Origin of the sequence: Abyssisolibacter fermentans (genome assembly GCF_001559865.1) — a bacterium.
Taxonomy (GTDB): Bacteria; Bacillota; Clostridia; order Tissierellales; family MCWD3; genus Abyssisolibacter; species Abyssisolibacter fermentans.
In genome coordinates, this window is sequence record NZ_LOHE01000038.1 from 29,510 (window position 1) to 43,150 (window position 13,641).

9 protein-coding genes and 1 pseudogene are annotated in these 13,641 nt (G+C 32.4%); 4 read left to right on the forward strand and 6 right to left on the reverse strand.

Annotated elements, in window-relative coordinates:
• Positions 1–31 precede the first annotated feature (31 nt).
• Together AYC61_RS20585 and AYC61_RS05040 are read right to left on the reverse strand one after the other, a co-directional pair.
• Positions 32–286, reverse strand: a pseudogene (locus AYC61_RS20585) (HPr family phosphocarrier protein).
• A gap of 110 nt (positions 287–396) precedes the next feature.
• Positions 397–1,797, reverse strand: coding sequence for a PTS transporter subunit EIIC (locus tag AYC61_RS05040; RefSeq protein WP_066497766.1), 1,401 nt, complete (start codon positions 1,795–1,797; stop codon positions 397–399).
• A 593-nt stretch (positions 1,798–2,390) separates the two neighbouring features.
• On the opposite strand from AYC61_RS05040, the gene AYC61_RS20590 reads away from it, so the two are divergent.
• A complete protein-coding gene (locus tag AYC61_RS20590; protein WP_242866749.1) occupies positions 2,391–2,759 on the forward strand; it encodes an IS110 family transposase in 369 nt (122 codons plus the stop codon).
• A 327-nt stretch (positions 2,760–3,086) separates the two neighbouring features.
• Here AYC61_RS20590 and AYC61_RS05045 read toward each other — a convergent pair whose 3' ends face one another.
• A complete protein-coding gene (locus AYC61_RS05045) occupies positions 3,087–4,505 on the reverse strand; it encodes a family 4 glycosyl hydrolase (protein ID WP_066497767.1) in 1,419 nt (472 codons plus the stop codon).
• A gap of 875 nt (positions 4,506–5,380) precedes the next feature.
• Between AYC61_RS05045 and AYC61_RS05050 the strand changes: the two genes are divergently transcribed.
• The 3 genes from AYC61_RS05050 (at position 5,381) to AYC61_RS05060 (ending at position 8,357) form a co-directional block, all read left to right on the forward strand.
• A complete protein-coding gene (locus AYC61_RS05050) occupies positions 5,381–7,291 on the forward strand; it encodes a BglG family transcription antiterminator (protein WP_066497770.1) in 1,911 nt (636 codons plus the stop codon).
• Between the two features lie 92 nt (positions 7,292–7,383).
• Positions 7,384–7,773, forward strand: coding sequence for an IS200/IS605 family transposase (gene tnpA, locus AYC61_RS05055; protein WP_066497771.1), 390 nt, complete (start codon positions 7,384–7,386; stop codon positions 7,771–7,773).
• 272 nt (positions 7,774–8,045) lie between these two features.
• Entirely contained in the window at positions 8,046–8,357 is a 312-nt protein-coding gene (locus AYC61_RS05060; RefSeq protein WP_066497773.1) for a hypothetical protein, read from the forward strand.
• A gap of 116 nt (positions 8,358–8,473) precedes the next feature.
• Here AYC61_RS05060 and AYC61_RS05065 read toward each other — a convergent pair whose 3' ends face one another.
• The 3 genes from AYC61_RS05065 to AYC61_RS05075 form a co-directional block, all read right to left on the reverse strand.
• Entirely contained in the window at positions 8,474–9,835 is a 1,362-nt protein-coding gene (locus tag AYC61_RS05065) for an alanine/glycine:cation symporter family protein (RefSeq protein WP_066497776.1), read from the reverse strand.
• Positions 9,836–9,905: 70 nt separating this feature from the next.
• Positions 9,906–11,120 (reverse strand): diaminopropionate ammonia-lyase, encoded by a 1,215-nt coding sequence (dpaL, locus tag AYC61_RS05070; protein ID WP_066497779.1) that lies wholly within the window; start codon positions 11,118–11,120, stop codon positions 9,906–9,908.
• 467 nt (positions 11,121–11,587) lie between these two features.
• Positions 11,588–13,345 (reverse strand): sigma 54-interacting transcriptional regulator, encoded by a 1,758-nt coding sequence (locus tag AYC61_RS05075; protein ID WP_066497780.1) that lies wholly within the window; start codon positions 13,343–13,345, stop codon positions 11,588–11,590.
• Positions 13,346–13,641: the final 296 nt, after the last annotated feature.

Sequence of the window (13,641 nt, forward strand, 5' to 3'; positions counted from 1 at the left end):
ACTGTACTTTGAATTAAATTATATAAACATTTTAGAGAATTTGCTCTAAAAATTGCCTAAGTGCCTCTATAGCTTCTTCTTGAGATCCATCAGTCTTTATAGCAATCTGCTGACCACATTTTACGCAAAGGCTAATAATACCTAAGATGCTTTTTACATTTACTTCTTGATTATCCTTTGCAATGGTTACTGAACACGCGAAAGCTTAAGTCTTTTTAACCAATAATCCAGCCGGTCTTGCATGGATTCCCATTTCATCTCTAATTGTGTAAGTAAATTCTTTCATATCCGCTCGTTATTTTTCAACTCCATTTCTTCTCTAAATATTTTTATTCAGCTTAATCAAACCTATCTTTTTTTCACACCACTATCATTGTCAACAAGTGTTATCCTTCACTAATTAGCACCTTGTTCTTCACCCTTTTCCAGTAAAACCGTAAACACAAATGCCGCTACGAACGCAATGCCACATGTAATAACGCCTTGAATGAAATTCGATTTATCTCCTCCGACAAACCCTAAAACATTTAAGAAGTTGCTAGGGCCAAACACATAATAGCCAACGTGCATAATCCCTAAATAAAGGCCTGAAATAGCACCCGCTATCGCAGTTGAAATCAACAGTTTACGACGAACAAGGAAAATCCCGTACAAGGAAGGTTCTGATACGCCACCGAGAAAAAGCGCAACTAAACATGAAATACCCAGTTGTCTCTGCTCTTTTGTCTTGGCTTTAATGATATAGCCTAAATCCGCGCCCATAGCAATCCAGTTACCTACTGCCATGGCGATTGGCATAAAAGCATACTCTACGCCATTGGTCAGCATAGTTGATAAACAAATGAAAAAGATTGGACGACTGATGCCAAATGCTCCAATGATAATAAATACAGCTCCGGCAATCATAGTAGCTAACGGGCCTGCAACATCATATAATTTAACAATGATTTGTCCTAATAACACACCGATATAATTACCGACTGGTCCTAGTAGGCTCAGTCCAACCGGTAACATAACTAGAATCGTTAAACATGGAACGACGATAACTTTGACAATATCCGGCGTAAACTTACTTATAAATTTCTCAATATAAGACTGTGCCCATGCAATCATGATGATCGGAATAACGGATGTACTATAATCAATCAATGTCATCGGTATACCTAATACAGTGAACGGATTACCGACTTTAGTGATTTCAATTAAATTAGGATATAGCATGATTGTCGCAAAAGCCATTGTAATTAAAGTGTTACTTCCGAATCTCTTCGACGCAGTATACGCAATTAGTATCGGGAGGAAGTATAGAATAGCTTGACCGACAAAATAGAAGTTTTTATAAATATCCGAATCTTCCGTGACTATTTTGAGGAATTGTGGACCAATTAGTACCGCAACAGTGTTGAATACCCCCACAACGACGAATAATGGGACTAATGGTGCTAGGCTTGCCGACAAAGCATTTAATACACTATTAACCCAACCTTTGAATGTAAATTTCTTTTTTAATCCTGAATCTAGATTCTCTTGAATCTCTTCTGTTTTTTGAATATCTAATAAACGTACGATTTCATTATAAACGTTCTCAACTGCCGGTCCAATAATAACCTGCAATTCTCCGTTCGCATTAGATACGCCCAGTACCCCACTAATTTTCTTAATCGTTTCCAAATCCGCAACTTCTGCATTTCTTACATTAAAACGCAATCTTGTCATACAGTGATAAACATTTGATATATTTTCTTTTCCACCAAGCAACTTTACTACATTTTCTGCAATTTCAAAATGCTTACTCATCTTAACCTACACTCCTTTCGCTGTCCTCAAGGCACAAATTGTTATGAAATATAATTTTAGTGTTTAATTCTATCTTTTCTAGCTATTCTCCTTATGAAGATATATAGTTATACTACAGAACACGGCCGAAGAAGTAGAATATTATCCCTTTTGATAAAAATCCGCATTTTAACATGTGTCGAATATCTTTTTCAAGCACAAATAAATGTTTCATCGAGCACGCACGCTAATTTTTGTAAAACAATTACCATTTTTACAGCTGGATATTCAGTCAATGACTATATGTCTTCTATTTTTTATAAAGAGACTTTTTTTATGTTAAAAATTGTTTTTCCTATTTGCTGTGGCATTGATATCCACAAGCGTTTTGTGGTGGCTACGATTGCTTCTACCGACATGAATAATGTAACTACTTGTGAAACTGCTACCTTACTACTTTTAATAGTAACTTCTTTAAACTCAAATCTTGGTTACTGGATCATAATTGTAAACATGTCTGTATGTAATTTACTGGTAAATATTAGATTCCTATCTTTAACATCCTTGCAGATTCTTGTAATTTTACGCTTGCAAATCCAAAGTATGTTAAAGCTATTAACGGTAAGAAATCCGATAAAAAGGATTCTCTTTGGCTTGCTGACCTCCACAAACATGGTCTTGTTCATAGACGCTTTATTCCACCTGTTGATATAAGAAACTTAAGGGATATTTGCCGATATAGAACAAAGCTAGTCTCCAATCGCTCAAGTGAAAAGAATCGTGTTAAGAACTTCCTTACTGTCTCTAATATCGTTATTTCTAATGTAGTTTCTGATACCTTTGGTAAGTCTTCTTCTGAAATAATTCAATACTTGATTCAGTGTAGTGAATCAGGTTCTTCTGATTCTTTCTCTCCTGAACATTGTAAATCTTTATTACGTAAATCTCTTAATAATAAGAAGATGGGGTTGTTGAGGTCATAAAAAAGCAATCATTGCAATTGCAAGAAAAATCCTTACTTGTATCTACCATATCTTATTAAAAATGAGTCCTTCAATCCTACAGATATTAATTATTCTGCTATGCCTAAAGTAATTTCTGAAGAAAAGAAAGAATAATATATATCAAAAGCTATTATTCTTCTCCAAGCTCAAGGGTATATCATTTCAAAAAGTTTGGTAAGTAGCCCACCCACTTAAAAAGATTCAACACATCTCTATATTCTAGCGATTGTAATTTTTGAATGAATTACGATGGCTTATTCGTCATGCCCAGATTCCCCAAGATATATTTCACACTAATCCTTCTTTTTATCTACTAAACTGCTTTTTTTCTATTTCAGCAATTGCATCTGCAAACTGTGGAAGGAACTCTTTCTCAGCAACCAAAAGTTCATTTAGAGCACCTTTTGCATCATAATAAGAGCTGATCAACGGATTGGCAATCAGTGCTTCCAATGCGGTGTGATAATCTCCTGTAATTGCAGCTTCTACCGCAAGTTTTTCGTATTCTTTTGCCGCAAGAATCTTGCTCATCATATGTCCCGGTAATTTAGGGAATGCGATTGGATGAATACCGGAAGCATTTACTAAAGCGGTTGTCGTGCATACGCATACCGAATCTAATCCTTGAATAGTTCCCATACTTGCTACGTCCGGGCTGAATACTTCATTTGTATTGTTCCAGATAGCATTGATTAATGTAATCCCTGCCTCGCCATATCCTTTTCCTCCACGGGTATTTGTAGCTAAGGCATATCCTCTTGGATCAAGCTTGTCATAAAGTTCAAATGTCCTCTTCTCTACTTCTTGAACAATTTCTGCTCTTGTAGCATGTCCCGGAATTTTTAACCCTTCAAGAACCGGTCCTACATTCTTGGTGACTTTTTCCAAAACTGCCGGCCAGTAAATGCTCGAATCTCTTAAATCTTCCAAGGATCCCTTATAATCATAGTAGAATTTTAAGTATGGTCCCATAGGAATCCATCCTATGAACTTCTGCAAATCCGGTTCTACAAACTCTGTTCTAAGCGGCGGTACGTTTACTGCTGCCCAATCATTCAATTTTAAGAATGCGTCGTTGGTTACGTCCTCACCTTTATAGAAGACTTTACACCAGATCAAATGGTTCAATCCGATGACTTCTACGAAAACATCATCCGGATTCCCAGCTCCGTAAATCTCCTTCATTGCGGTACGAATAACGGTTGGACCATTGCAAAGACCTGCGTATTTAATATTTGTATGGCGTTCCAAAGCTTCCGCAAGCATACCCGATGGGTTAGCCAGGTTGACTAAGTAACAATCCTTCGCCGCATATTCCTCAATTGCCTTTGCAATTTCCAGTATTGCCGGAATTGTTTTAAAACCCATGATCATCCCGCCGGGTGCGGTTGTCTCCTGACCAATTAAATTGTATTTAAATGGGATTGTCTCATCCATTATTCTTGCATCGGATTTTCCCGGACGGATTGTACAGATGACGAAGTTACAATCTGTGACGGCTTCTTTCAAATCTGTTGTTAAGATTACTTTTGTTTCCATTCCGGCATCTTCAAACATCTTCTGTACAAATTTACCTGTTGAATTCAGCCTGTACTCTTCGATATCCATCAATCGCCATTCTGCTACCTTCATGGTTTCTTTCCTCTCAATTAGCATCTCTGCTATATCCGGCAGATATGTAGAACCTGAACCTATGTTCGCTAAAATCATCTTCTTGTCATTCATCACAATTCTCCTAACCATATTTATTTTATGCGTAAATTTGTTGATATTGGCATTATATTATATTGTATAACCATTTAAAATGCATACTATTTTCCTATTACTAGGAAATATATATGCTTTTTTGCCTATTGTATATTTTATACTTCTTGAGATAATTCACTCAATCAAATATCTTTTGATAGTTCAATTTAAATAACTTGAGAAAAATGGTTTGGCTAAAGCGTGGATTCGATATCGTAATCTTTTGTCTGCGTAGGTGCTTTTTCATTGTATTTAGGTCTACTTTTTACCTTACAATTCGATCATTTAATGATAAAAAACCCTCAAAAATACATTGACCTCTTGAAGGTTTGTCGATATAACTTCATTATTATAAGATACACATTATACGAGAAACTGGGTCTCATCCAATATTCTTGCATCGGATTTTCCCGGACAGATTGTACAGATGACGAAGTTACAATCTTGACGGCTTCTTTCAAATCTATTGTTAAGATTGCTTTTGTTTCCATTCAAACATCTTCTGTACAAATTTACCTGTTGAATTCAGTCTGTACTCTTCGATATCCATCAAATGTCATTCTGCTACCTTAATTGTTTCTTTTCTCTCAATTAGCATCTCTGCTATATTCGGCAGATATGTGGAACCTGAACATACTCGATAAAATCATTTTCTTATTATTCATCATAAACCTCCATACGTTGTTGAGTGAACATCTTTATTGTATACAACGTCCAAGTTTGGATAAATTCAATTTTTTTCCTATAACAGGAAAAACACCTACTTTAATCGTGTACTTTTTATTTTAATATTGTTATAATAGTGTTGTAGTCAATGAATTTTCTAATGTACCATTGTAAATAGGAGGTTTTTTATGAAAAAAAATCATCAACTTTTAATAAATCATCTTTCAAATGTAAACGGCTGGATCTCCGCGGATGAATTGGCTTCTTATATTCATATTAGTAGTAGAACAATTCGTAACTATATAAAAGATATAAACAAATCGCACAATAACCAACCGCTGATTTTATCATCCAAAAATGGTTATCGCATTAATCCTAAGGCTACTTCTATTGGTAAATTCTATAAAACAGAAGTAGCCTTGCCTGAAACACCAAATGAACGCCATTACTATATCATCCGAAAGTTACTGAACCAAAATGGCGTTTCCATCAATGAATTAACCGATGTACTTTCTATAAGCGAGCGCACTTTAGAAGTCGATTTACTTGACATTTCTTCTTATATAAAAAATTATGAGGTTAAGATCCGTCGTCAAAAGGATAATCTAAAGTTTGAAGGCGATGAAATTAATAAAAGGAAACTCAGTGCCTATTGTATAAAACAAACTGAAGAAGCTAAGCTTTCAAACTTCAACTTTTTAAAACATACCTTTCAAGAATTTGATGTAACTACTATTCTTACAATTGTTAAAAAGCATATTGACTTAAATGGGTTGAACATAAATGGTTTTTTGTTCTATGATTTATTAATGATGCTTATCATTCAGATTTTCCGTATACAACACGGTAACATTATGAAAGATGATGCCTGCTACTTTGAAAATATACAACTATTCCCGGATTACCAAGCAGCAATCGATATAGCAAACGATTTAGGAGAACGCTTTAATTTTCATTTTACTAAGGGGGAAGTCTATTTTCTTTGCATAGCCATCATTAGTACAACGGATTACTCTGACGATTCTCCACTGATGATAACACTTACATTTCAAAAAACATACACCAAATTTCAAGCTGCCTTGAAATTAGCAGAACATCACTTTGACTGTAGTTTTACTTATGATGAATTCTTGTTAAAACTCACACACCATTTCCAAAGAATTCAGATACGATCATCTTTTAGACTATTTCCAGCAACGCCTATTTTTTTCGATATAAGAAACAAATGCCCCTTTTTATATGAAGTTGCAACCCACATTATTGATAGAGTTCAAGAGAATCCACAGGATACTATTCATCAAGATGAAATCGATTTTGTGGCATTTCATCTTGGTTTCTATCTCAAAGAAAGATCCACTATTAAATCTCGTGTCTCTGGTGTTCTGGTATGTCCATCCTACTTTGACATTACGAATACAATCGTTAAAGAACTAAGAGTACACACAAGTGCTCATTTGGAAATTACAGAGATTTATGATACATTGGATATCGAAAAATTAGCGGATGACTTATATTTGGATAAACTGATTATTTCTGTTCTTCCAATCGAAAATTTACCGAATGCAGTTACTATTTCTCCTTTTTTGACCGCAAATGATTTCAGTATTCTAAACAACAAAATTCTTTCACTAAAACGTACAATGTATCTCCATGAACTAAAACGATATCTAGACAAATATTTGACAAAAGATTTTTTTGAAATTAATCATTATTTTAAAAATACAAAAGATGCTATTCATTACTTATGTAAAAAGCTTGAAAACAATAAATATGTTGATGAAAACTATGTGTTTGATGTCTTAAAACGCGAAAAAATGTCAAGTACCTCTTTTTTTAACATATTAGCACTTCCTCACTCTTGTAAACTTGATGCAAAAAAAAGCGCTTTACAAATCATCATCAATGACCGACCAATGCTTTGGAACGATGAGTATATAAAAGTCATTGTCATGATTGTTATTAGTGATAAAGATTCTTACCATTTTCACATAATCTACGATCTTATTACTAAAATCTTCTCTGATAGCAAGATTGTAAAACAAATTCTCATGGTCAAAGATCTTAAATCTTTCATTGATATTTTTCAAAAATTTATTTAATTTCTAAGTGCGTGGTCTAAATCCACCGTCTTTAGACGGTATACGCTTTAAGCCTTAATAATTTGAGACATACTAATCAAGAGGTGATTAGTATGGAATATAATAAAAATAGTCATGCGATATATAATATTAAGTACCATATAATATGGGTTACAAAATACAGATATAAAGTATTAGTAAAACCAATTTCAATAAGACTAAGAGACTTAATAATACAAGGATGTGAAGCAAGAAATATCAAGATGATAAAAGGTAGTGTAGGAAAAGACCATGTTCATATGTTAGTATCATGTCCACCAAATTTATCACCAAGTAAAACAGTACAGTACTTGAAAGGAAGATCGTCTAGATTATTACAAGAACAGTACCCAGAGTTAAGAAAAAGGTATTGGGGACAACATTTGTGGGCAAGAGGATATTTTTTGCGGGCAGTAGGTAATGTAACAGAAGGAATAGTGAAAAATTATATAGAAAACCAATAAATACCAGTTACTAAAAGTGATTTTAAGGTTGAAGAATAGTAAATTTATTGTGCTTAAGCCTAAACAAGACTTTCAGTCTTAGACATTTATACCTAAATCCACCTACTTTAGTAGGTGTGTTGTTTAATTTGAATATTCAAGTCTTTATAAGTGTTATTCAAAATCACTTTATAGTCATAAAGCAAAAATTAATGCACTAAAAGATTTACTTCTTCAATCACTTAGTAGATAACGGCTTAATCATGACCACCAGCTTAGCTGGGGGTTTGTTCATGCCCTATAAGGGCGTTTTGCCGGTAGCGCCTGCTTTTAGTGAAAATCTAGAGTATGATACTCCAAATGATATACTAACTAAGATTACTAGAAATGTACCAGAGTATTTTGATATTACTAAACAAGGTAATACAGGTTTCTGGCCAGTTGGTGAATCACGAGTACTATATAACAATGGCTTTGCAACTGCTGATTCAAAAGCAAATCTTGCCATTGTTGATAATGGGATTTTATTTAACAAAGTTAAAAATACAGATAGTATTGGTAATAGATTTAAAGAAAGAATTAAAGAGGCTGGATTGGTTAAGTAGGATTTGGTTAGATATTTAAAAATAATTAGTGTAAAAAAGAAGATGACTGATAGTCATCTTCTTTTAATTATCCTTCTATGCAAGGAAATGATTTAGAGTAACCCTCTATTATTTAATTACGAAGTAGCTTTCTTTTTTCGTGTATATTCTTTAAAAAGTTCTACAAATTTGCCATTCATAGCTATCAAAGCAATCAAATTAGGTATAACAATAAATCCTACAGCAATATCAGCTAAAGACCATATCGCTTCAACTTCCATAGTTACCGCTAGAATTGGTGGAATAAAGAAAAACCACTGTAGATATTTTACACTTTTTTCTCCAAAAATATATTCTATGCATGTACGGAATTCAATAAAGAAACCTAAATAGGATGAATACGTAAATAATATAACAGAAACACAAAGAATAATTATTCCAAATTGTCCCCAAACACTTCTAAAAGCATCAAATGTAAGTACTACACCTGTATGACCATTACACCAAACTCCACTTGCGATTATTGATAATGCTGTTAATGTACATACAATAATTGTATCAATAAATACTTCTATAACACCATACATACCTTGATGAATTGGATGATCTGTTTGAGCTGTTGCATGTACAGTTGTAGCAGTTCCCATACCTGTTTCACTTGAGAATATTCCACGAGAAGCGCCACGTCCTACTGCCAAAGAAATAGTTGACCCTGCAAACCCTCCTACTGCTGGAGCTGGTGAAAAAGCATATTTAAATATCATTGCAAAAGCGGCTGGAACATTCCCAATATTAGAAATAATGACAACTAGTGCTCCAACAATAAAAACTATAACCATAGGCGGAATCAGCTTTTCACAAACGTTACCTATTTTTCTAATACCACCTGTCATAATTATTAAAATACTTAAACCAACCAAAACAATTCCACTTACAATTAAAGGAATACCAAATACATCTTGTGCTGATGTTGCTAATGTATTTGTCTGAACAAAGCAAGCATCAGTTATAACTTCAACCAATAAAGCAACTACATAAATACCTCCTAAAATACCACCAGCTTTTCCCATGCCTTTACGCATATAATGCATTGGTCCACCATAAAATTCTCCATTTTCACCTTTTTTACGATATTTTACTGCTAAAGTTACTTCAGCCATTTTTGTCATCATACCAACTAAAGCTATAATCCACATCCAAAAAACTGCACCTGGTCCGCCAATAGCAATAGCTGCGGCTACTCCCGCAATGTTTCCACTTCCAACTGTTCCTGCTAAAACAGTTGTTAAAGCTTGAAATGAACTTAAGTTACCTTCATTAGTAGTTTTTGATTTGCTTTTATTAAACAATTCACCAAAAGTCTTTTTACATACAGTACCAAACCCTCTAATCTGAAAAAAACCTGTTCGAACACTTAAAAGTAATCCTGTACCGACCATTAAAATCATCAAGGGAGTTCCCCATAAAAAATCCGTAGCATTAACAATCATTTCAAACATACTACAATTCCTCCTCTTCAGTTCGTTTTTGGTTTTGTTTTACACCAAGTTTCTTTAGGATTATTCTTATTTAATAACTTTCATGTAAGCCATCCCATACTATTCGTCGATAATTTTCTTTATCTGTATCACCTTCAGTAGAAAAACATAAAACTGTTGAATTTTCATCTAATTGTAATTCTTCTCTTAACCAGTCTAAACTCTTATTTTGCATTACTTCACTTACAAAACCTAGTGTTGCAGCACCACTCTCACCTGATATTACTCTTGCATCATTATTTATAGGATTACCTAAAACTCGCATTCCTTTTGCTGCAACATAATCAGGACAAGAAACGAAATTATCAGCATGGTCATGTAAAACTTTCCACCCAATAGTACATGGTTCTCCACATGCTAGACCTGCCATAATAGTATCCATATCACCTGTTACAAAATGTAATTTGCCATCATCAGCCTTTGCTGTTCTATAAATGCAATCTGCTTTATTTGGTTCTACGATAGTTATTATAGGTCTTTCTTCGTCGCCATATAAGTCTGCAAAAAAGCCAGTAACTCCTCCTGACAGAGCTCCTACTCCTGCTTGTAGAAAAATATGTGTAGGCTTCTCGATTTCATATGCTTTTAATTGTTGTGCTGCTTCATAAGCCATAGTAGTATATCCTTGCATAATCCAAGATGGAATATCCTCATATCCTTCCCATGCTGTATCTTGGACCATTATCCACCCATTTTTTTCAGCTCCAGAATTAGCAAGGCGTACTGCATCATCATAATTTAGGTCAGTTATACTAGCATCTGAACCAAGTGCTTGAATATTTTTAAGTCTTTCCTCAGCAGATCCTTTTGGCATATACACTACTGACTTTTGTTTTAGTCGATTAGCAGTCCAAGCAACTCCTCTTCCATGGTTACCATCTGTAGCTGTAACAAATGTTTTTTCTCCAAATTTATCTCGAATTTCATGAGAAATCAAACGCTCATATGGTAGTTCACTTATATCTAATCCTAAAGCTTTAGCAATATAATTCCCTATAGAATAAGAACCCCCTAATACTTTAAAAGCATTTAGTCCAAAGCGATAACTCTCATCTTTAACAAAGATTTTTTTAATTCCTAAATTTTGTGCCAAGTTATCTAATTTTACCAATGGAGTTTCTGAATACTCTGGAAAACTTGCGTGAAATTTTTGCACCTTTTGAGCATTTTTATAACCAAAATTATCAACAGGAAACAAATTATCTTTTTTTCTATCATAATGTACTAACTTAAAACACTCATTCATACTTTTTCCTCCTTTTAATATTTAGCAATAAATTTGATTTTAAATTTTATAATGATAAAGTAACATTTTTATAATTACAATTTTTTTATTTCTAATAACCCCATAACTAAGCTATCTAATAAAACCTTTTCCTACTCTATATTTTATTATCAGCTTCTATAATTATTGCTTTTACATATCCAAGCTTGTTTTTGTAGCTTTATTAATAATTTCTCTATTCTTTTGTTAAATCTCTTAAAACTAAAATTAATTTTTTACTGTATACAGCTTTCATATATCCATATTGCAAATCACATGCCATCTTGTTTTATTAATTAAAAATGCGTTATTTTTAAGCTTCTTTAAAAACATATCTATTGATCTTAATAAAAAAAGTTATTAAAATGATAATTTTTATCACTTTGATAACTTCTCCACAATTATATTTAAGTATCTTGTTTTTACAATATTTATGTCTTATTTATTTATCATTTTGATAAATTATAATGTTTCATCTTTCTATATAAAGTAGCGATTCCTATACCAAGCTTTTTTGCTGCTGCTTTTTTTCCTTCAGTTGTTGAGCCATAGATTTCTAAAGCTCTTTTGATAGCATTTTTTTCTAGTTCATGTAATTTGCATAAATCCACACTTTTTTTCTTTATTTCTCTTTTATTTTGAATAATACTCTTTGGTATTGTTGACAAATCAAGTATCCCACTGTTATCTACCATATTAATCATAAATTCAATTGTATTCTCTAATTCACGTACATTCCCAGGCCATGAATACATAAAAAAAACATCCCATACTTCTTTTTTTACTTCTATATTTGAATATTTCTTGCCAAATAAATTTGAATATTTCTTGATAAAATAATTTGTTAATATTCTAATATCAGTTATTCTTTCTCTTAGTGGGGGAACTTCAAAAGGAATTATATTTAATCTGTAGTATAAATCTTCCCTAAATTTATTTTCTTCAATAGCTTTAATAAGTTCTTTGTTAGTTGCAGCTATAACTCTTATATCAACATCTATAACTTTGTTCGATCCAATTTTTGTTATCTTCTTTTCTTGCAATACTCTTAGTAGTTTTGTTTGAAGATAAATCGGCATGTCTCCTATTTCATCCAAAAAAATCGTTCCTTTGTCAGCAAGCTCAAATTTACCTATTTTACCTATTGGATTAGCTCCTGTAAAAGCTCCTTTTACATAACCAAAAAGTTCACTTTCAAGTAAAGCATCTGGAATAGCTCCACAATTTACTGCAATAAAAGGTTTAGTTTTTCTTATACTTTCATTATGAATAGCTCTTGCAAATAATTCTTTGCCAGTACCACTTTCTCCAGTTATTAAAACTGTTGAATTAGATAAGCTTATTTTCTTTATATTATTTTTTAGAATACTCATTTTATTTGAATTACTTAAAATATCTTCACATGTAATAACTTGATTTATATTTGTATATTTCGATATATTATCTTTAATCTTTTTTTCATCACCAAAAATTAACATTTCATCGAATTGTTCATCTGATAGCTTTAATTTATAAAGTTCTCCTATTAAATTATAGCTTCTCTTATTTATTGTTACTTGATATTTTTTAAATTCCAAGAAGCTATCACCAATAAGCGTTATATTTACTATATTTCTACTATAATCATCTGATAACTTTAATTGTTTAATACCCTTTTCATTAATATGAGTTATATATTTATCTTTATTTAAAATAATTACTCCATTTTCTATCTTATCGATAACAAAATTTAATGATTTCAAATAATTTTGTTCTCGTACTTTCTCCCACTTTTCATATGCAGCAATACTGATAAATTCTGAAATCTGCTGTAAAAATTCCATATGTACATCAAAATTAGACAATAAATGTTTCTTCTGAGCTTCATTTATACAAATTAGCCCTATAACTCCTATTGGCACCCCTTTTAATTTTATCGGAGTACACACTTCAAATTTTTCCTCACAGGTATTTCTATTTAGACATGTCAAACATAGCTCATGATAACGAGGTTTATGAATTATTTGAGTTTCACCCGATTCTAACGCAAATTTGTAAACACAACCTTCATTACACATATCTTTGTTTACTCTATTTTTAAATATGCCTGTCCCAGCAATTCTTATAAGGTTTTTATCTGCTATTTCAACTTCTACCTGCAGTATTTGAGATATAATGTTTGCATATTTAATAACAGCTTCTTGAATATCTATTAATTTAAACTCCACTTAGTTCACCCTCTTGTATATTAGTTGGTTGTTAAAATATGTAGATGATTAATCTAGTTAATATACACTAAAATAAATTACTAACAAATTTATTTTATACTTCTTTTATCTTCACATCAAATAATATTTATTATAACAGCTCCAAAAACAAGTACATTTAAAAAGTTCAAAATAGAATTAAAGAAATATTAGAAAAAAATAATGGATCTAGCTTCCCTAGAATTCTTAATGATTCAAGATACACATATTACAGAAACAGCTAAACTTGCAAATGTTGTTTTAACAGCTTTCATATT